The following is a 19,187-nucleotide window of genomic DNA, read 5'->3' on the forward strand; positions in this document are numbered from 1 at the left end:
ATTCACACTTTGCCCGCCGTGGCGAGAAGCGCTAAAATATGTGGCCTAAATCCGGATTATAATTGTGGTCTATTGTGACCGGAATGTTTATAAGGTTATTGCCAATGGATGTCCATCTCGTAAACGAATTTGACGAAAAAGATGACCAAAAAGTGACACAGATCATCGGAGCTACCTGCAAAAAGGTGATGCAGCGCGGACATCTCGATGCGCCGCAGGATGATTGGATCGCCGAGGAAGTGCCCGTCGCGCTGGTCTACAACGGCATATCACATGTGGTGATGATGGCATCGCCGAAAGATCTCGACGCCTTCGCGTTGGGGTTTTCGCTTTCAGAAGGGATTATCGATTCGGTCGCAGATATTTACGCAATAGATGTGTCATCTAACTGCAACGGCATAGAAGTTAACATTGAGTTATCAAGCCGCCGCTTCGCCGGGCTGAAAGAGCGTCGCCGCGCGATGGTTGGCCGCACCGGCTGTGGCGTCTGTGGCATTGAGCAACTTGGCGATCTCTTCCGCCCGCTCGCCCCGCTGCCGTTTACTCAAACCTTTGATTTAGACCATCTGGATAGCGCGTTGCATCAGTTGAAATCGGTGCAGACCATCGGCCAACTGACCGGCTGCACCCACGCCGGTGCCTGGCTAAGCCCACGAGGTGCGCTGCTTGGTGGCTGTGAAGACGTCGGCCGGCACGTGGCGCTGGATAAAATTCTCGGCCAGCGAGCGAAAAAACCAGAGTGGCAAGCAGGCGCCGTGCTGGTATCCAGCCGGGCCAGCTATGAAATGGTGCAAAAAGCCGCCATGTGCGGTGTCGAAATTCTGTTCGCCGTTTCCGCCGCCACTACGCTGGCCGTCGATGTCGCCAAAGGCTGTAACCTTACCCTGGTCGGTTTCAGCAAACCGGGCCGGGCCACGGTGTATACGCATGAGCGGAGACTGAAACAATAAAGATCTCGGCAGAATGGTCCGAATCGCACCTTAGACCGTTTGCAACAAGCTTTAGTTAAACTCACTCTAAGGCCTGTATAACAGTACCTTACGTATACCCGCACAAAGTGCGGAGCATAGATAATCATTTTCAATATCATTTAATTAACTATAATGATCCGACTGATTACGCGGTACTTACATCAGATAGTGCCGCCCTACACTATGGAGACGATGAACATGAGTTATTCACTGCCATCACTGCCTTACGCATACGACGCACTCGAACCGCATTTCGATAAAGAGACGATGGAAATCCATCACTCTAAACATCACCAGGCCTACGTTAACAATGCTAACGCTGCACTGGAAAGTCTGCCAGAACTGGCAAAACTGTCCGTTGAAGAGCTGATCGCTAACCTCGATAAAGTGCCAGCAGACAAGAAAGTTGCGCTGCGTAATAACGCAGGCGGCCATGCCAACCACAGCCTGTTCTGGAAAGGCCTGAAAACCGGCACAACCTTGCAGGGCGACCTGAAAGCGGCGATTGAACGCGACTTTGGCAGCGTTGACGCGTTCAAAGAAACCTTCGAAAAAGCAGCTACCACTCGTTTCGGCTCAGGCTGGGCGTGGCTGGTGCTGAAAGACGGCAAACTGGCGGTCGTTTCTACGGCTAACCAAGACAGCCCGTTGATGGGCGAAGCCGTTTCTGGCGTTTCCGGTTACCCACTGCTGGGTCTGGACGTGTGGGAACACGCTTATTACCTGAAATATCAGAACAAACGCCCTGATTACATTAAAGCGTTCTGGGCTGTAGTGAACTGGGACGAAGCAGCAAAACGTCTGGCCGAAGCGAAGTAATTTCGCGCCGCCCTTAACCGGGTTACTAGTTCGCACCATGGCGGGGCCTTCCCCGCCTTTTTTATGTCCTAATCCCGCCGTCTATTTATTCCAATACCAGACTCCGTTCGCAGTTCTTAAATAAGTCCTTTTTTTCCCTAAAGTTTCTCTTAAGTTCTTCCGATATGCCTTCAACGAGGCTTCACGAAAAATACAATTCAATAAGCAAGGACATCGGTGGAGAACCGTTATGGGAAATAGAACAGGTCTGTCACAACGCATTGAAAACCTAAAAGTCGGTACCAAACTTGGATTGGGTTTTGGTTTGGTGCTGGCCATCGCCGTGGTGATCGCCATTGTGGGTATGGTGAAGTTCAAAGATATTAGCAATCGGGCCGAAAAAGTGGATTTCAGTAACCAAATGAATACGTTACTGAATGAAGCTCGCCTCAGCCGCACGTTATATCAGCTCAATTACAACCCTGACTATCTGGCTAAAAATCAGCTCATCATCGCTGAATTGCAAAAGCTCATCGATTCGTCGAAAGGCCGGCTGGTTTGGGACGCACAAAGCCAGGCCAATCTCGATCAAGTTCCGGTAAAGATAAAAGAGTACGACCAGGCCCAGGAAGCGTTTAAAAAAGCGGTGGCTGAAAAAGACGCCGTGCGCAAAAGCTGGAATCTGTCGGAAACAGAAGATGTAGTCAAACGTCTGCAGGAACAACTGCGGGTAGAAGATGCCGATCCAGTCATCCGCCTTTCGTTAGCCCAAGTGGTTCAGAAATTGATCAGCGTACGTTATTACGTGCGCGGCCTATTGCTAAATATGGATAAGGAATCCGAAAGCACACTGCTGAAAGCCATTGATGACACCCAAACCAATGCTAAAAATCTTAACGCCCTGTTACTGCCTAACCAGCAGGAAACGCTGGCACCGCTGATGTCCGCGCTGGCAACCTACAAAACCCACGTTGTCGCCTATATGCCCGCTTACCAGCGTGAACAACAGAATTCACAGGTGTTGTCGGTAAAAGCGACTGAAATGTCCGCACTGGTCAGCAAAATATTTAAACACGAGCTGGATAGCACGCATCAGGATATCAGTAAGGCGCTGTTAATGATGGTGATAATTGCCCTGATAGCGCTGTTTATCGGTGCACTGATCGCCTGGCGCATTACCCGTCAAATCACTCATCCGCTGCGCGCTACGCTGGCGACGGCTGAGCTGATTGCCAAAGGTGACCTGACGGCGGCGCAGTCTACACCGCGTCGCGATGAGCTGGGCATGCTGATGAATGCGGTGGCCGGGATGAGCCAGAATCTGCGCAATATGATTGGCGAAATCCGCATGGGAGTTGGCCAGGTGTCCCACGCTGCTGCCGAAATTGCGGCGGGGAACACGGATTTGTCCTCACGAACCGAGCAACAGGCAGCCGCTGTCGAAGAGACCGCCGCCAGCATGGAGCAGTTGAGTTCAACCGTGAAACAGAATGCCGAGAATGCCCACCATGCCAGCAAGCTGGCGTCGGAAGCCTCGCAAACGGCGACGCTCGGTGGCAAGCAGGTTAGTGATGTGGTCGTCACCATGCAGCAAATTTCTGGCAGCTCAAAGCGTATTGCCGAAATTACCTCAGTGATCAACGGTATCGCCTTCCAGACCAATATTTTGGCGCTCAACGCCGCAGTAGAGGCCGCACGAGCAGGCGAACAGGGCCGTGGATTCTCCGTCGTGGCCTCCGAAGTGCGATCACTGGCGCAGCGCAGCGCGCAGGCAGCCAAAGAGATCGAAGGGCTGATCGCAGAGTCAGTTGAGCGCGTAAACACCGGAGCCAAACTGGTCGAAAATACCGGCCGCACCATGCAGGACATCGTACAGTCGGTAACTCACGTGCGCGACATCATGGGAGAAATTGCGTCGGCATCCGATGAACAAAGCCGTGGGATCGCGCAAATATCTCTGGCCATTGTTGAAATGGACAGCACCACCCAACAGAACGCCGCACTGGTAGAACAATCGTCCGCAGCGGCAGATTCGCTGGAAGATCAATCCCGCGTGCTGACCAATGCAGTGTCTGTATTCAAGCTGTCAGAGAATGACAATTTCGTTACGTCTGATGTTAAGCGTGCGGCGCCAGCTAAACTTCTTGCTGCAGCGCCTCGCACAGTCGGCACAGAGCAAGGAAACTGGGAGACATTTTAGGGCGCAGATAACCTGAGATACGACGGGTGAACCGCAACATCGAGGATTTCGGAAGAAGGGTGTTGGGTTCGGGGAAGTCTTGGGTTCAGAGAGAGATAAAGTTAACGGCCAGCCCTGCGAAGGGCTGGCCGTTAACACATCAGAACGCTTTTTTAGCGTAACCGGTTACTACTTTCAAGCCCATTTCACGGCCCAACGCCGTCATCGGGTGAACCACCACGATACCGCGCACAACTTTCTTCAGCGTGCCCATATCGGCCTGCTCTTTTTTAGTAATTTCACGGCTGTGCGGCAGCGTTGCCAGCTTCTGCGCTTCCGCACTCAGCTTGACGACACGCACGTCTTTCAGACGGGCGATTTCAGCAGCCAGTTTCTCTTTTTCGTCTTCATGCCTGGAAATCAGTTCAGAATTGCCCTGCTGGATAACAGTGGCATCTTTGTGATTCAGTGCGTCCAGCCTGTCGCTAAGGCGTTTAATTTCAGTTTTTTCGATTTCTTTCATAGTGTTTTCGACCCGTGCGTGCCGCGTCGGCACGATGTTGCTCAAGATAATAGCGTCTAGTGTATCAGGAAGTCCGCGTTTCATCAGCCAGCACGTCAGCCGTTGTTATTGCCAATCCCGGCGGCAGTCCGCTCATTTCACAGGCACGCTGCCCAAGACGTGCCAACGCGGCGGTATAGCGGGCATTAAAAGGATAACAGCACGACAGTCGCAGGCCATTGCGGTAGCGCCCGCTCGGCGAATAAAGCGTGCCCGGCGTCATGCAGATTTTCTCATCCAGCAACTGTTGGAACAGCACCACGGTGTCAACGGCGGCAGGAAAGTCCACCCAGAAAACAAAGCCGCCCATCGGCTGCGTCGCACGGGTACCCTGAGGAAAATAGCGGGCGATCAGCGCCCGTGCTTCATCGACCTGCGCGGCGTAGCGACGGCGCAGGGCCCGCAGATGGTGGTCGTAGCCGCCGGATTCAAGAAACACCGCCAGCGTTTGCGACAGCAAAAAAGACTCCGACATCGAGGACATCGCCTTCAGCTTGCGCAGCTTCTCTGCAAAACGGCCACCGGCTATCCAGCCAATACGAAAATCCGGTGCCAGTGTTTTGGTGAAGCTGGTGCAAAACAGCACCCAACCGTTTCGGTCGAAAGATTTTACCGCCGGGGAGAGTGCGTCGCTAAATTGGATCTCAGCGTAAAGGCCATCTTCAATCAGTGGCACCTGATGATCGTTCATCAGCTGGGCCAGCCGTTTTTTCGCTGCCAGCGGCATGGTAAAGCCCAGCGGATTCTGCGCCGTAGGCATGGCAATCACCGCATTCAGGCGCTTTTCATTAAGCATCAACTCCAGCGCGTCCAGCGAGATACCGGTCTGCGGATCGGTGGGGATTTCCACCGCCTTTAGCCCCAGACTGGCCAGCAACGGCAGCAGATAAAAGTACGTTGGCGTCTCCAGCCCCACGCTGTCGCCTGGATTGGTCGTCACCCGCAGCGCCAGTTGCAGGGCTTCCATACAGCCATGCGTCAGGGTGATGTCCCCCGCTTCAAGCATCATACCCAGCCCCAAAGAGCGGCGGGCAATCTGCTGGCGCAGCGCAAGATTTCCCGGCGGCAGTGCGTACTGGCCGATGATATGCGGCTGACGACGCAGCAACGACGCCATGATGCGGCCCAGTTTGGCACCGGGGTAGAAATCATTAGCCTGCGGGCAGGCCAGCGAAAGATTGGTATAGGCCGGATTAATTTGTGCAGCAAACACGGTATCGATGAGATCCAGAACGTCGCCAGCCGGTTCTGCGGCAGGCGCATGGGGTAGATGACGAACCTCCAGCGCCGGTAGCGCGGTACGCACATAGAAACCTGATTGTGGCCGGGCTTCGATAAGTCCGCGATCTTCCAGACGCCGGTAAGCCGCCACCACGGTATTGATGCTGACAGCATGGGTTTGGGCGCTGCGCCGCACTGACGGCAAGCGGCTGCCCGCAGGCAATGTGCCACGCCGAATGGCTTCGGCCAGATTATCGGCCAGCTGGTTATAGCGCGTATCGTTAGCAATGTCGGTGAGCGAGGTCAGCATATCGGCCATGGTGTCAGTTCCGCAAAAGTGGATAGGTACAGTTTATTTTTCATTCAACTGTAACCATGACAATAGCGTATTTTTGGTTCTGTTACCTAATCCTCTGACTGCTTACTCTGTGTGGACAGACTTTAGATACCAAGGAATAGAAATGCTGGATACCGCTTTTGTCAGTTACGTCACCGTGATGTCGATTACGCCAGGCCCGAACAATTTGCTACTGGCCGCATCGGGTGTCAATTTCGGACTGCGCCGCAGCGTGCCGATGATGCTGGGGATCACGCTCGGCTGCGTCGTGCAGTGCGCGCTGATGACCTCGATGCTGGCGATTTTACTCAGTTGGATGAACGCGGTGCGTCTGCCGATGGCGGTGGTGGGCTGCACGTATCTGTTTTGGCTGTCGTGGAAAATCTACCGTTCCGGCACACCGAAAGAAGGCGAGACACAGCAGCCGATGAATTTGGTCGGCGGTGCGCTGTTTCAGGCGATCAACCCAAAAGCGTGGCTAATGGCGACCAACGTGGCCATTCTGTTTACGCCACCGAACGGCAATATGCTGCATCACACACTGCTGATTTGCGTCGGTTTCGCGCTGATCAACCTTCCGTGCATTCTGGTGTGGGTGTTGATGGGGGACAGGTTACGTCAGGCGTTACGTGTTGAGTGGAAGCTGAAACTGTTCAATACGATCATGGGCGGCATGATGGCGCTCACCGCACTGTGGCTGCTGGTTGGCGAAGTGCGTCATGCGCTGCAGTAGGCATCAGCGCTGAACCGGTGATAAACGTGACGGCTGCTGATTACTGATGTGTGCAAGCAAACCGGTGACTGAAAGTACCATGGTGGAACGGACGATTTGCTGATAACGCTGGCGCTGCATGACGATAAGCGATTCGTCGGCTTCGCCGGGCTTGAGGAAGGTTGGCGCTGGAGGCAGCTCAGTCACGCAATGCAGCTCACCAAAAGGGCCGAGGATCTCGTCATCGGTGAAGCGGTAATCTTCACCGTCGTAATTCAGCTCTTCACGTAGAGCCATCAGCAGTTCAGCATCTTCATATTCATGACGGCTGATCACGCCGAGCGCGTAAATCAGTTTCAGACGTACGGTTAAATCGCCCAGTGGGCCACTCCCGTTCAGCAAAGGTTCAACGGCATATTTGACGGCGTAATCGTCTTTACGAAATACCTGCACCACCAGAATATCCAGTGCTTCCGCCAGCAATTCCACGGCCGTCATTAGAAAGCTGCGCACAGTTTTCCCTGCGTTCAGCTTCTCCAGTACCCGGTTTTCAAACGCCTGTGCTTTTTCCATCGAGTTACTTACTTTGAGAATCGCGTCATGGATTACGGCTTCAGGTGTGTCCATAACGCCTCTGCTATCATCCGTGAAAAGCAGGTATCGGGCAGAAATTGCTGCCTGATACCGCCTGGTTTACCTGGTATTGGCTTGGGTATTATTTAGTGCATTTTCTCGTAGATGCTGACGGCCTGAGCGACAACTTCACCGTCCTCCGGCAGACCTGACACCTGCGCCAGCGCGGCTTTTGGTCCCAGTTTCGCCAGCAGAGCTCCCCACTCTTTTGCCTGCTGATCTTCATCACTGCGGTAATGCATAGCAGCGGCGATACCGATCACCAGATTGTTGTGTGGCAGGCGATATTCCAGCGTGCCGAGCAGAGGTTTGATCAAACGATCGCCCGCACTGAGTTTGCGCAGCGGTTGGCGGCCAACGCGTTCAACATCATCATGCAGGTAAGGATTTTCAAAACGTGAGATGATTTTTTCGATATAAGCGAAGTGTTTTTCCGGGTCGAAACCGTAACGGTTGATCAGCACCTGACCACTCTCTTCCATCGCGCCGCGCACCACCAGACGGACTTTCTCGTCCAGAATCGCGTCCCGGATGGTTGCGTGACCGGCCTGCTGACCGAGATACGCGGTAATGGCATGGCCGGTGTTGAGCGTAAAGAGTTTGCGCTCAACGAAGGCCATCAGATTGTCTGTCGGTTCCATACCCGCGATTGCCGGCAACGAACCTTTAAACTGAGTCTGATCGACAATCCACTCGCTGAAGGTTTCAACGGTGACTTCCAGCGGATCGGTGGTCCCGGCAGCCGCCGGCGGCACAATGCGGTCAACCGCAGAGTCAACGAAACCGACGTGGGCTTCAACCCAGACTTTCTCATCCTCCGGCAGTGCGTTGAATACGTGCTGTTTGAACTGGCTGGTACCGCGCACCATGTTTTCACAGGCGATGATATTGAGCGGGGATTCATTACCCTGCTGATGACGCAGAACCAGACCTTTGGCGACGTTCGGTGCAATTTTTTCCAACACGGTCGGGCCAACGGCGGTGGTCACTAAATCAACGTCAGCAATCAGATTAATAGCATCCTGACCGGCACTGTTGACAGCATTAACATTTTTGACAGGCTCAACGCTCGCCTGCTCACCGACAACGTGTACATCATAACTCTGGCGACTGTTCAGTGCGTCGAGTAACACCGGGCTGACGTCAGCAAAGGTCAGCTCAACGCCGGCATCGGCCAGTAATTTACCGATGAAACCGCGGCCAATGTTACCTGCGCCAAAATGTAATGCTTTCATCATATTTCCTTCAAATCGAAGATCATTATTGAGATAAAGCTGGGGAGCCGCCCGGCTCCGAATCAACAAGCGGGTCTCGTAAGACCCGCTGAGTGACGCTCTAGTTCCCTTCATACTTGAAGCCGCAGCGGCGTTAGCAGCTCTCGTTCACCCGAATCACTGACCTATGTCAGCTCGTCGGGACTCCCTCGTTTGCCGCCTTGCTGCAACTTCAATAATTTTGGGTAATGATCAGGAGCCTTCCGGCTCCGAATCATTAATTAACCGCGAAGAATACTCAGAACTTCTTCAACGCTGGTGGTGTTCGCCAGGCGTTCAATCACACCCTCTTCGTCCAACGCCGTGGTCAATTTAGTGATCACGTTGATGTGCTCATTATTACGCGCCGCGATACCAATAACCAGACGGGCTGAGTCATCTTCATCTTCACCCCAGTGAATGCCCGCCGGATACTGGCAGAATACGATACCGGTCTTCAGTACGCGATCTTTGGCTTCAATGGTACCGTGTGGCACAGCAATAGATTCACCCAGGTAGGTAGAAGTCAGCTGTTCGCGGGCCAGCATTGCTTCAACATATTCAGGTTGTACATAACCGCCTTTTACCAGTTGCTCACCGGCAAAACGGATGGCTTGTTCTTTGCTGGTTGCCTGCAGGCCGAGGAAGATATTAGCTTCGCTCAGGCGGAACAGGTTTTCGTTTTCCTGCTCTGATACCAAGCTGTCGCTCAGCGTGGTATTCACTTTCTCTTTGTACTGGCTGGTTTTATTCACCGCAACCAGACGGGCAGTCAGGTCAGTATACAGGCCACTGTCGAGGAAGTTGGTGAGCGAGATGTGTTGCGCATGTGGCACCTGACGCATTGCACGTTCGGTCAAATCACGGTGAGTGATAACCAGATCCACGTCGTCCGGCAGGCTGTTGATGGCGCTGTTGGTGACGCTGATGATGGTCAGACCCGCATCCTGCACTTTCTTGCGCAGCACACCGGCACCCATGGCACTGGAACCCATGCCAGCATCACAGGCTACGATAATTTTACGGACAGTAGACAGGTCGCCCGCCACGCCAGCGGCAGACGTTTTTCCACCTTTAGATTCGGCTTTCATATCCTGCATGCGACGGGTTGCGTCGTCCAGATCGTCGCCTTCTTTCGCTTTGGTGGTTTTCAGCAAGAATGCAGAGACCACGAAAGAGACCGCGAACGCCGCCACGATAGCAGCAATGTTGGCGAAGTAAGCACCTTTTGGCGTCATCGCCAGTACGGCCAGGATGGACCCCGGAGAAGCCGGAGATACCAGACCCCCGTTGAGTACGGTCAGCGTGAATACGCCAGTCATACCGCCCAGAATCACAGCCAGTAAAAGGCGTGGATTCATCAGCACGTATGGGAAGTAAATTTCGTGGATACCACCGAAGAAATGAATGATTGCCGCACCGCCCGCAGACTGCTTGGCACTGCCACGACCGAAGAACATATAGGCCATCAGAACGCCCATACCCGGACCTGGGTTCGCTTCGATCAGGAAGAAGATGGACTTACCGGTTTCCGTTGCCTGCTGGATACCCAGCGGAGAGAAGATCCCGTGGTTGATGGCGTTATTGAGGAACAGGATTTTCGCCGGTTCAACAAAGATAGAGGCCAGCGGCAGCAGGTTATGAATAACCATGATGTGTACGCCAGCGGCCAGCCCTTTAGATAAGGCTTCTACCAACGGGCCGATTGCCAGGAAGGCCAGAATTGCCAACAGCATACCGATGATACCGGCTGAGAAGTTGTTAACCAGCATCTCGAAGCCGCTTTTGATTTTACCGTCAACCCAACGGTCAAAGCGTTTGATACACCAGCCGCCCAGTGGGCCACCAATCATCGCGCCGAGGAACATCGGCATATCAGTACCGACAATCACACCCATTACCGTGATTGCGCCGACTACACCACCGCGATCGCCAGCAACCAGACGACCACCGGTGAAACCGATCAGTAGTGGCAGGAGATAAGTGATCATCGGGCCGACCAGTTTCGCTAATGTTGCATTAGGGATCCAGCCGGTAGGAATGAACAACGCAGTAATGATACCCCAGGCAATGAATGCCCCGATGTTAGGCATCACCATATTACTCAGGAAACGGCCAAAGTTTTGAACTCCGACCTTAACGTTTGGTGAAAGCATAAAACGCACCCCTATTGATACGCGCTAACAATAAGAGCGCGTTATATCTGTTAATTATCGGTGACGGTTAATACGGATCTTTGTGCCACTGCTTTAAAAATCCGTCCGTCGAATTGCTGTCTGCGAGGCGGACTCTACCACGTGATTATGACACCGCGCAGCCAGAGCGCGAGATGTGAGCAAGATCACCTCCAACACCCCACCACACATCCATTTCTGGTGATGTAGATCACAAAATTGACCTAAAAACCAATCAATGCGCTCAAAAAACGCACGCAACCATAATTAAAATGTGATGAGCATCACTATTTTCTGGTAAAGCATTGTTATTAAAATGTGACGTCCGTCACAAAGTATTTCCAGCTCCACGTTGAAATTCAGCTCAAAAAACATTCAGATGTGTTTCTGGCACGCATAAGCAGGTTGACAGTGAAGTTAATTAACGAGAACTGCAGGTGATGAAGTCATAAAACGGGAGGAGCGAACAGAACAGTAATAGGCATCGTATGGGCGATGCCTTAGATAATAGCCGGAATTATTTGCCCTGCGCCTTCACAATGGCGGCCTGCAAATCTTCCGCAGAGACAGCGCCCGGCAGAACAGTCGTATTTTCTGCGCTAGCCCCAGAGGTCGGCATGACGATAAAGCCCGGCGTGCCGCTAAAGCCTAAAGTGCGCGCCAGTTGATCATTGGAAGCAAGGGCTTGATGGGTAGCTTTCAACTCGGCTGCGGTGGGGGCTGCGGCTTTGGCAGCTTTCACGGCACCGGTGATGTCTGCGTTAGTCAGTTTGCCTTCGTCATGGCCAGTGCGGTAAATACTGTTGTGGTAGTCGAAATAGGCCTGATCGCCTTTCTCTTTCCATACAGCCATACCGGTTTCAGCGGCGGTGATGGACTCTTTCCAGCGGTCACCGAAGATTGGCCATTCTTTGAAGACGAAACGCACGTTCGGATTAGCCTTTACGGTTTGCTCAACCAGCGGTGCCATGCGGCTACAGTAGAGGCACTGGTAATCGAAGAATTCGACGAACGCGACTTTGGCATCTTTCGGGCCATAGCTTGGGGTTGCCGGGTCGCTGACCAGCGCTTTGGCATTATCCAGCACCGCTGCCTGCGTTTGCTGCTGCTGTTGATCCGCCTGCTGAGCCTGCAATTTCTGGCTGACTTGTACTAAAATTTCAGGATGTGCAAGCAAGTAATCGGATGCGATTTTACCAATAGCTGCCTGCTGGGCTGGAGTGAAATCAGCGGAGGCGCTGTCAGCGGCCATAGTGATTGTCGGTGCCATAATCAGCGCAGCCAGCAAAGTCATCGTCAGACGTTTCATCAGTAAATCCTTAATTAACAGAAAGCGGGAACATATAAAGTTGCTGAAAAAATAGAGCAATTCCATCGCCTTTGCAGGCAAAAATTGTGAATTTTTATAAACCTTTGGTGCAAAATGGCGGCTTGCACCATAAAAAAGCCACGCTGATTAAAGCGCGGCTCTATTTAAATTATAAATCCGATAATTAAATACTAATGGCTAAAATCGCCCTGCGCCACTTTCTGCGCGCTGAGCAAGGTCTGCTGTTTACCCACCAGATTCGACATCATGGTGTTGTATTGCATTGCCTGTTGTTGCGTCGGGAACTGCACGCCACCGTTAGCAAAAGCCACTTGTGCACCCTGCTGTTGCAGATAATCGCCAACGGCGATGATGTCCTGTGTGAAGCTGGTCAGCGCCGGTACCAACGGAGTCAGCACGTTCGCAGGCTCGGTCACTACGCTGGAGTAAACCTGCGCGTAAACGGCTTTAAGATCGTCAGGTTGCTTGAGAGCAGCCATGGCGGTGTCAGCCTTGTTCTTAGAATCGCGAATTTGCGCACTCAGCAGATTCAATGAACCCACCGACTGTTGCAGCTCAGTACGCTGTGTCATGTAGTCTTGCGGTGTACGGATCTGCCCAATGCCGCTAACCGCAGGAACCAGACTACCTTCTACTGCCTGCTTCATCTGGCGTGAATACGACAGGATTATGCCGTAGTCATTAGCGTAATTACCAAACTTCTGTTTCTGATCTTCACTCAGTGATGGCAGGTTCTGCCCACTGCGCATTACGGTGTTTTGCAAATAGTCGATAAAGGCTTTGCGTTGCTCCGGCTCTTTATCGCCACATGCCGTGAGTTGAAACACGACCAGTAATGCCACAAGCGGCGCCAGCCAGCGCGCGAATGCCCTGCTTCTGATCCCTACAGCCATGAGTCCTGACTCCTGATTTCGATGTTCTTTTTTTACCGGCCAGTTCCCTGCCGATTTGTGCATTCCATGCGGGTTATAGGATAGAACATCTGGGGAGAGAACGCTTTTTAAAAAAGCGTGGAAAATTTTTAAATTCAAATTGAAATTAAAATTCAAGGGCAAGACCTTGGGCTGCCGCCCAAACCCGCGTTAAGGCCCGCAGTCGCTCGGGCCTTAACAATCCGAGCTTTTTTAACTGCGCGCTTCGCTGAATCGGGATGGCCATGTTTCAGATGCCAAAGCGATAGCCGCAAAAATGCCGCTGCTTAGGCAGTTCCTTCGCTGCGGGTTTCGAGCCTTAGGTCTCGAACCACTTGCTCAGCGTCATTTTCGAATGCGGTCTACTGGCTATGTAGGTCAAAAGAAAGTGTTCGGTGTAAAAATCAGTGTGCCGCGTTCAGAAACGCCGCTGAACGAGAGGTGGAAAACCGCGAGTTAGTTTGCGCGGGTTGTAACCCGAAGAGAAGGAACCGCAACGCGGCGGGGTTTCGCGGCTATAACAGAAATACCTGAAACACGGCCATTGTGACCTGCGTAGCTGCTGTTTTTAAAAAGCCCGGGATTCCAAAGGGCGGCGGCGACTGGCCGCCCTTTGGTCGGTGTGGGCCGACGCCCACGACCTTGAATTTGAATTTGAATTTGAATTTGAATTTGAATTTGAATTTGAAATTAAAAACAAAAAAGCGAGGACAGATCGCAATCTGGCCCCGCTCAATATTTTGCTTCAGCGTTAATAAAGCTGAAAAGTCCCCTGCTTACTGAAGCAGCGAAATATCCGCGACTTGCAGGAACAACGCCCTCAGCTTGGAGAGAAGTGTTAATCGGTTCACTCGAACCGCCTCATTCTCATCCATCACCATGACGGTGTCGAAGAAGCCGTCCACGGTTGCGCGCAGTGCAGCCAGTTCAACCAGCGCTTCTTTATACTGACCGGCAGCGAACAGCGGCTCCAGCTTGTCGCGCAGAACCACCAGATGGGTTGCCAGTTTCAGCTCAGCAGGTTCTTTCAGCACCGAGGCGCTAACATTCTCCAGCAGCGTATCCGTCGATTTCGCCAGAATGTTGGAAACACGTTTGTTGGCAGCAGCCAGCGTGGCAGCTTCATCCAGCGTGCGGAAATAACTGACCGCTTTCACTCGGGCGTCGAAGTCAGCCGGTTTAGTCGGACGACGCGCCAGCACCGCCTGAATAGTGTCAACCGCGTGGCCCTCTTCCTGATACCAGGCGCGGAAACGACCGAGCATGAAATCAACCACATCATCCACAACCTTGGCGTTAGTCAGCTTGTCGCCGTACAGGCGCACCGCTTCTTCGGTCAGGGTTTGCAAATCGAGTGACAGGTTTTTCTCAACGATGATGCGCAACACGCCGAGCGCAGCACGGCGCAGTGCAAACGGATCTTTATCGCCTTTCGGATGTTGGCCGATGCCGAAAATACCGGCCAGCGTGTCCATCTTATCAGCGATGGCCAGCGCACAGGCTACCGGGGAAGCCGGTAACGCGTCGCCCGCAAAGCGTGGCTGATACTGCTCGTTCAGCGCAACCGCGACTTCTTCCGCTTCGCCGTCGTGACGTGCATAGTGCATGCCCATCACGCCCTGCGTATCAGTGAACTCGAAGACCATGTTGGTCATCAGATCGCATTTTGACAGCAGACCAGCACGTTTTGCGTTCTCAACGTTGGCACCGATTTTATCGGCGATCCAGCCAGACAGCGCTTCGATACGGTCGGTTTTATCACGCAGCGTACCGAGCTGTTTCTGGAACATCACGGTAGCCAGGCGCGGCAAATGGTCTTCGAGACGCTTTTTCAAATCGGTATTGAAGAAGAACTCCGCATCGGCCAGACGCGGACGCACCACTTTCTCGTTACCGGAAATGATTTGCTGCGGATCTTTCGACTCGATGTTGGTGACGAAGATAAAGTTCGGCAGAAGTTTGCCCGCAGTGTCGTACACCGGGAAATACTTCTGGTCGCCTTTCATGGTGTAAACCAGCGCTTCGGCAGGAACGGTCAGGAATTTCTCTTCGAATTTCGCGGTCAGCACCACCGGCCACTCCACCAGCGAGGTGACTTCCTCCAGCAGACTTTCGCTCAGATCGGCGATACCACCAATCTCTTTCGCTGCTTTCTCGGCATCACGTTTGATGATGGCTTTGCGCTGCTCGTAATCAGCGATGACTTTGCCGCGCTCGAGCAAAATTTGCGGATACTGATCAGCGTTGTCGAGGGTGAATTCCGGCTCGCCCATGAAGCGGTGGCCGCGAATAGTACGGGCAGAATCGATACCGAGGATTTTCGCCGGAATCAGCTCATCGCCCAGCAGCAGCGTGACGGTGTGAACCGGACGCACAAACTGCACGTCGGAATCGCCCCAGCGCATCAGTTTAGGAATAGGCAGTTTGGCGAGCGAGGTGGCCACCATCGGCGCCAGCAGATGCTGCGCGCTTTCGCCTTTGACGTGCGCACGGTAAACCAGCCATTCACCTTTGTCGGTAACCAGACGGTCAGCCTGATCCACGGTGATGCCGCAACCGCGAGCCCAGCCTTCCGCGGCTTTGCTTGGTTTGCCTTCGGCATCGAACGCCTGAGAAACAGCCGGGCCGCGTTTTTCAACTTCGCGATCGGCCTGTGATTCATGCAGAGCAGAAACTTTCAGCGCCAGACGGCGCGGTGCTGCAAACCATTTGACGTCGCCGTGTGGCAAGTTTGCCGCATCCAGCTCGGCAGTCAGGTTAGCGGCAAAAGATTCAGCAAGGCTGCGCAGCGCTTTCGGTGGCAGCTCTTCGGTGCCAATTTCTACCAGAAATGTTTTTTCGGTCATCACTGTTTCTCACTTCTCGTTCTTTTTGCACATCGGGAAGCCCAGAACTTCGCGGGAAGCGTAATACGCTTCAGCTACCGCTTTAGTCAGGGTACGGATGCGCAAAATGTAGCGCTGACGTTCAGTCACGGAGATCGCTTTGCGCGCGTCCAGCAGGTTGAAGCAATGTGCTGCTTTCAAAATGCGCTCGTACGCCGGCAATGCCAGAGGCTTTTCGAGCGCCAGCAGGGTTTGTGCTTCTTTCTCGTGCTGTTCGAAGCAGGAGAACAGGAAATCGACGTCGGCGTATTCGAAGTTATAAGTGGATTGCTCCACTTCGTTCTGATGGAACACGTCACCGTAAGTCGTTTTACCCAGCGGACCGTCGCTCCAGACCAAATCGTAAACGCTGTCTACGCTCTGGATGTACATCGCCAGACGCTCAAGACCGTAGGTGATCTCACCGGTCACGGGCTTACATTCCAGGCCACCGACCTGCTGGAAGTAAGTGAACTGCGTCACTTCCATACCGTTCAGCCACACTTCCCAGCCAAGACCCCAGGCGCCCAGCGTCGGGTTTTCCCAGTTGTCTTCAACGAAGCGAATATCGTGGATTAGCGGATCAAGACCCAGCTCTTTCAGCGAACCGAGGTACAGCTCCTGAATGTTTTCCGGGGAAGGTTTGATCATCACCTGGAACTGATAATAGTGTTGCAGACGGTTAGGGTTCTCACCATAGCGACCGTCAGTCGGGCGGCGGGAGGGCTGAACATAGGCTGCCGCAAAAGGCTCTGGGCCGAGTGCACGCAGGCTGGTCATCGGGTGCGAGGTACCCGCGCCGACTTCCATATCCAGAGGTTGAACAATGGTGCAGCCCTGCTGCGCCCAATAGTCTTGCAGTGTCAGGATCAGGCCCTGAAATGTCTTGGTATCGAACTTTTGCATGTTGGTTTCGCACGCGAGAAAGTGGGTTTAAAAGAGTGCGCCAGTATACCCGCTGCACGGAAGATAATCAGCCAGAATCAGGCAACCCCAGCGTAGCGAAGAGAAAGTGTTTAATTTCGGGTGGAGTAAAAGGGGGCTTTCGCCCCCATAATGTTTAAAACCGCGCACTGATCCCAGCGTTGTACGAGGTTTGCTCACCGGAATCCAGGCCGGTGGTTTGTGAGACAGCGGCAAAGGCCGAGATGCTGTGGGTGATTTGTACGTTCGCGCCGACGGTCATGTCGACCCAATCGTCGTCCTGTTCGCCCGTGGTGCGGCTAAAGCGAGTACGGGTGGATTTAATGGCGCCCGTCGCGGTGTAGGTTTTGTCGCCGAACTGGCGGTCATAGGTCACCTGCGCATACGGATTGAGGATGCCAAGCTCAGCGTTCAGCCGCCAGCCCAGTGCGCCGATTTGCGAGTGGGATGTCTGATCGCCAAAGCGCATTGATGTACTGTTATTGTCGTTCTCTTCATAACTATCGATGCTGCTGTAATCCCAGCTATATTGTGCCACCGGACCGGTTTTCAACACGGGCAGGATCGGGAAATCCCAGCCTGCGGTAAGTCGTCCGCCAATCTGTTTACCGTCAGTTTCGCCGCGCTCGGTGCGAGTAGTTGGCCCGAGTGTAATGCTGCGGTTAATGTCGTCATAGTTAAGTGAACCATAGTGGATATCGCCGTTGATCCAGCCATTATCGGCGATTTTGATGCCGGTAAAAGCCGTCGCCATCCAGCCGCGCGTGCGATAGCTGTAATGATGGGTAGGATCCTGTTTGTCGTCTGAACCGGAAAGCATCAGCCCCAGCATCCAGCGGTCGGTGAGCTGGTAATCCATGCCGATGTTGCCCGAGTTGGTGGTGGCATCCCCATCGCCGAGCGACGGACTGATTTTGCTGTCCAGACGCTGTCCGGCATACCCGCCAAACATGCCAAAGGTGCCGGATTCATTATCTTGCGAACGCAACTGCTGATAGCGGCTGTCGAGTAACCCCTGCGTATTTCGCGCCAGCGCCAGCGAACCTCGATTCAGCGCAGTTACCTCAAGCGGACCGTTAATCACCGACTGCATATACTCGGCGATCAGCGCATGCGCCTGCGGTGTCGGGTGGAAATGGTCGGCAAACAAGAAGGATTTACTGCTGTCGAAACCGGGCAGGTTCGACGTACATTCAGAGGCCGACGTCCCGACCGGACAAGCCATACCCGCAGTATTGGCAAAACCGTATAGCCCCGGATCGGCAATCACTTCGTTGAACAGCCCGTTGATGTCCACCCGCACAATGTTGCCGCCGGTTTTTGCCAACGCGATATCCTCGGTGGTGTTGTAGGTGTCGGTCAGACCGCTGGCCACCACTTTCAGGGCGTCATATGCGGCAGCCAGCCCTTTCGAAAGCAGATCCTGCACCAGTTCAGAGTCCAGACCGGCGGCGGTCGAGGCCTTCAGCGCGTTATGAATCGCTTCGGTACGTGCATCGGCGCTTGGGGTATTTTGCGCATTCAAATATTTATAGGCGGCTTCCAACGCTTGCTGCTGAACCGGCAGCAGGCCGACCTGGATAATGCCTTCCATCAACACTGGCGTCAGCCCGATATTCGGCACCGTCGGCACCACAACGGTTCCGGCACCGGCGTTCAGTAAGTCATTCACCTGCGAAGCCGCCTGTGTGGCGCTATTGGTGGCAATCTTCACAGCGGAAATTGGGTTAAGGCTGAGCGCAGCTGCCGCTAAATCGTTGCCACCAATCCAGTGAATATAAAGCCCGTTCGGATCGGCTTTACCGCCGGTCGATACCAGATAGTTCTTCACCTGATCCTGCGTGGTGTAATCGGAATCAAGCCCCGGCACAGCCACGCCACCGCCTTCAGCATAGTTCAGGCCACCTTGGGAGGAAGGGGTTAATGTGGTTCCAATATTCTGCGCGAGTATTTCGTCATAAAGCTGATGTGAACTGCTGTCAAAGGTCCAGCGGCCAATATTGCCGGTGTCACTCAGGCTGTCGCCGAACACATAAAGTTGATCGTAAGCCTGTGCCGGAGCCTGTAAACCAATGCACAGCGCCACGGCGAAAGCGCCCTGTGTCAAACGTAATACGGCGTTTTTCTTATCTGTCATTGTCGTAATGTCCCAAAAATATCAGCGGATCTAATCCATGGAAAACGTAAGGATTGCGTAATGGATGGATTTAAATATTGTTCAGATCCGACCAGCGTCAAGTCGGAGGGCTGTAAATTACGACGTTGCAGAGTTATCCGAGAAGCCACACACTGATCCCATCCATGTAGCTCCCTTATTA

14 protein-coding genes are annotated in these 19,187 nt (G+C 53.4%); 4 read left to right on the forward strand and 10 right to left on the reverse strand.

Features of this window, described 5'->3' with window-relative positions; all coding sequences use genetic code 11:
- Positions 1–104 precede the first annotated feature (104 nt).
- The 3 genes from fdhD to ACMV8I_RS17140 all read left to right on the forward strand — a co-directional run bounded on the left by fdhD (position 105) and on the right by ACMV8I_RS17140 (position 3,969).
- Positions 105–950 carry a formate dehydrogenase accessory sulfurtransferase FdhD gene (gene fdhD, locus ACMV8I_RS17130; protein ID WP_498866410.1) on the forward strand — a complete coding sequence of 282 codons (846 nt, stop codon included), beginning with the start codon at positions 105–107 and terminating at the stop codon, positions 948–950.
- Positions 951–1,169: 219 nt separating this feature from the next.
- Positions 1,170–1,790 carry a superoxide dismutase [Mn] gene (sodA, locus tag ACMV8I_RS17135; protein WP_498866411.1) on the forward strand — a complete coding sequence of 207 codons (621 nt, stop codon included), beginning with the start codon at positions 1,170–1,172 and terminating at the stop codon, positions 1,788–1,790.
- Between the two features lie 229 nt (positions 1,791–2,019).
- Positions 2,020–3,969: a methyl-accepting chemotaxis protein gene (locus ACMV8I_RS17140; RefSeq protein WP_498866412.1), complete on the forward strand. Its 1,950-nt coding sequence runs from the start codon at positions 2,020–2,022 to the stop codon at positions 3,967–3,969.
- A 139-nt stretch (positions 3,970–4,108) separates the two neighbouring features.
- On the opposite strand, the gene ACMV8I_RS17145 is transcribed toward ACMV8I_RS17140, so the two are convergent.
- Positions 4,109–4,471, reverse strand: a complete 363-nt coding sequence (locus ACMV8I_RS17145; protein ID WP_498866413.1) for a YibL family ribosome-associated protein — start codon at positions 4,469–4,471, stop codon at positions 4,109–4,111.
- 64 nt (positions 4,472–4,535) lie between these two features.
- Positions 4,536–6,041, reverse strand: a complete 1,506-nt coding sequence (locus ACMV8I_RS17150) for an aminotransferase-like domain-containing protein (protein ID WP_498866479.1) — start codon at positions 6,039–6,041, stop codon at positions 4,536–4,538.
- A gap of 151 nt (positions 6,042–6,192) precedes the next feature.
- On the opposite strand from ACMV8I_RS17150, the gene ACMV8I_RS17155 reads away from it, so the two are divergent.
- Positions 6,193–6,801, forward strand: coding sequence for a LysE family translocator (locus ACMV8I_RS17155; protein WP_498866414.1), 609 nt, complete (start codon positions 6,193–6,195; stop codon positions 6,799–6,801).
- A 3-nt stretch (positions 6,802–6,804) separates the two neighbouring features.
- Here ACMV8I_RS17155 and ACMV8I_RS17160 read toward each other — a convergent pair whose 3' ends face one another.
- The 8 genes from ACMV8I_RS17160 to ACMV8I_RS17195 form a co-directional block, all read right to left on the reverse strand.
- On the reverse strand, positions 6,805–7,353 hold the full coding sequence (locus ACMV8I_RS17160; protein ID WP_498866480.1) for an MltR family transcriptional regulator: 549 nt from the start codon (positions 7,351–7,353) through the stop codon (positions 6,805–6,807).
- Between the two features lie 146 nt (positions 7,354–7,499).
- Positions 7,500–8,648, reverse strand: coding sequence for a mannitol-1-phosphate 5-dehydrogenase (locus ACMV8I_RS17165; RefSeq protein WP_498866415.1), 1,149 nt, complete (start codon positions 8,646–8,648; stop codon positions 7,500–7,502).
- A gap of 260 nt (positions 8,649–8,908) precedes the next feature.
- Positions 8,909–10,822 carry a PTS mannitol transporter subunit IICBA gene (locus ACMV8I_RS17170; protein WP_498866416.1) on the reverse strand — a complete coding sequence of 638 codons (1,914 nt, stop codon included), beginning with the start codon at positions 10,820–10,822 and terminating at the stop codon, positions 8,909–8,911.
- A 535-nt stretch (positions 10,823–11,357) separates the two neighbouring features.
- Positions 11,358–12,149 (reverse strand): DsbA family protein, encoded by a 792-nt coding sequence (locus tag ACMV8I_RS17175; RefSeq protein WP_498866417.1) that lies wholly within the window; start codon positions 12,147–12,149, stop codon positions 11,358–11,360.
- Between the two features lie 191 nt (positions 12,150–12,340).
- The gene (locus ACMV8I_RS17180; protein WP_498866418.1) at positions 12,341–13,063 is read right to left on the reverse strand and encodes a DUF3053 domain-containing protein; all 723 of its coding nucleotides are present in this window, start codon (positions 13,061–13,063) and stop codon (positions 12,341–12,343) included.
- Positions 13,064–13,857: 794 nt separating this feature from the next.
- Positions 13,858–15,927 carry a glycine--tRNA ligase subunit beta gene (glyS, locus tag ACMV8I_RS17185; protein WP_498866419.1) on the reverse strand — a complete coding sequence of 690 codons (2,070 nt, stop codon included), beginning with the start codon at positions 15,925–15,927 and terminating at the stop codon, positions 13,858–13,860.
- A gap of 9 nt (positions 15,928–15,936) precedes the next feature.
- The gene (gene glyQ, locus ACMV8I_RS17190; protein WP_104923844.1) at positions 15,937–16,851 is read right to left on the reverse strand and encodes a glycine--tRNA ligase subunit alpha; all 915 of its coding nucleotides are present in this window, start codon (positions 16,849–16,851) and stop codon (positions 15,937–15,939) included.
- A gap of 154 nt (positions 16,852–17,005) precedes the next feature.
- Positions 17,006–19,006: an autotransporter outer membrane beta-barrel domain-containing protein gene (locus ACMV8I_RS17195; RefSeq protein ID WP_498866420.1), complete on the reverse strand. Its 2,001-nt coding sequence runs from the start codon at positions 19,004–19,006 to the stop codon at positions 17,006–17,008.
- Positions 19,007–19,187 lie beyond the last annotated feature (181 nt).

The organism is Ewingella sp. S1.OA.A_B6, assembly GCF_049889095.1.
GTDB lineage: Bacteria > Pseudomonadota > Gammaproteobacteria > Enterobacterales > Enterobacteriaceae > Ewingella.

What these genes read in the sequence shown, in the direction of transcription:
- fdhD (WP_498866410.1), top strand. Translation starts at nt 105, where the DNA reads ATGGATGTCCATCTCGTAAACGAATTTGACGAAAAAGATGACCAAAAA.
- sodA (WP_498866411.1), top strand. Translation starts at nt 1,170, where the DNA reads ATGAGTTATTCACTGCCATCACTGCCTTACGCATACGACGCACTCGAA.
- ACMV8I_RS17140 (WP_498866412.1), top strand. Translation starts at nt 2,020, where the DNA reads ATGGGAAATAGAACAGGTCTGTCACAACGCATTGAAAACCTAAAAGTC.
- ACMV8I_RS17145 (WP_498866413.1), bottom strand. Translation starts at nt 4,471, where the DNA reads ATGAAAGAAATCGAAAAAACTGAAATTAAACGCCTTAGCGACAGGCTG.
- ACMV8I_RS17150 (WP_498866479.1), bottom strand. Translation starts at nt 6,041, where the DNA reads ATGCTGACCTCGCTCACCGACATTGCTAACGATACGCGCTATAACCAG.
- ACMV8I_RS17155 (WP_498866414.1), top strand. Translation starts at nt 6,193, where the DNA reads ATGCTGGATACCGCTTTTGTCAGTTACGTCACCGTGATGTCGATTACG.
- ACMV8I_RS17160 (WP_498866480.1), bottom strand. Translation starts at nt 7,353, where the DNA reads ATGGAAAAAGCACAGGCGTTTGAAAACCGGGTACTGGAGAAGCTGAAC.
- ACMV8I_RS17165 (WP_498866415.1), bottom strand. Translation starts at nt 8,648, where the DNA reads ATGAAAGCATTACATTTTGGCGCAGGTAACATTGGCCGCGGTTTCATC.
- ACMV8I_RS17170 (WP_498866416.1), bottom strand. Translation starts at nt 10,822, where the DNA reads ATGCTTTCACCAAACGTTAAGGTCGGAGTTCAAAACTTTGGCCGTTTC.
- ACMV8I_RS17175 (WP_498866417.1), bottom strand. Translation starts at nt 12,149, where the DNA reads ATGAAACGTCTGACGATGACTTTGCTGGCTGCGCTGATTATGGCACCG.
- ACMV8I_RS17180 (WP_498866418.1), bottom strand. Translation starts at nt 13,063, where the DNA reads ATGGCTGTAGGGATCAGAAGCAGGGCATTCGCGCGCTGGCTGGCGCCG.
- glyS (WP_498866419.1), bottom strand. Translation starts at nt 15,927, where the DNA reads ATGACCGAAAAAACATTTCTGGTAGAAATTGGCACCGAAGAGCTGCCA.
- glyQ (WP_104923844.1), bottom strand. Translation starts at nt 16,851, where the DNA reads ATGCAAAAGTTCGATACCAAGACATTTCAGGGCCTGATCCTGACACTG.
- ACMV8I_RS17195 (WP_498866420.1), bottom strand. Translation starts at nt 19,006, where the DNA reads ATGACAGATAAGAAAAACGCCGTATTACGTTTGACACAGGGCGCTTTC.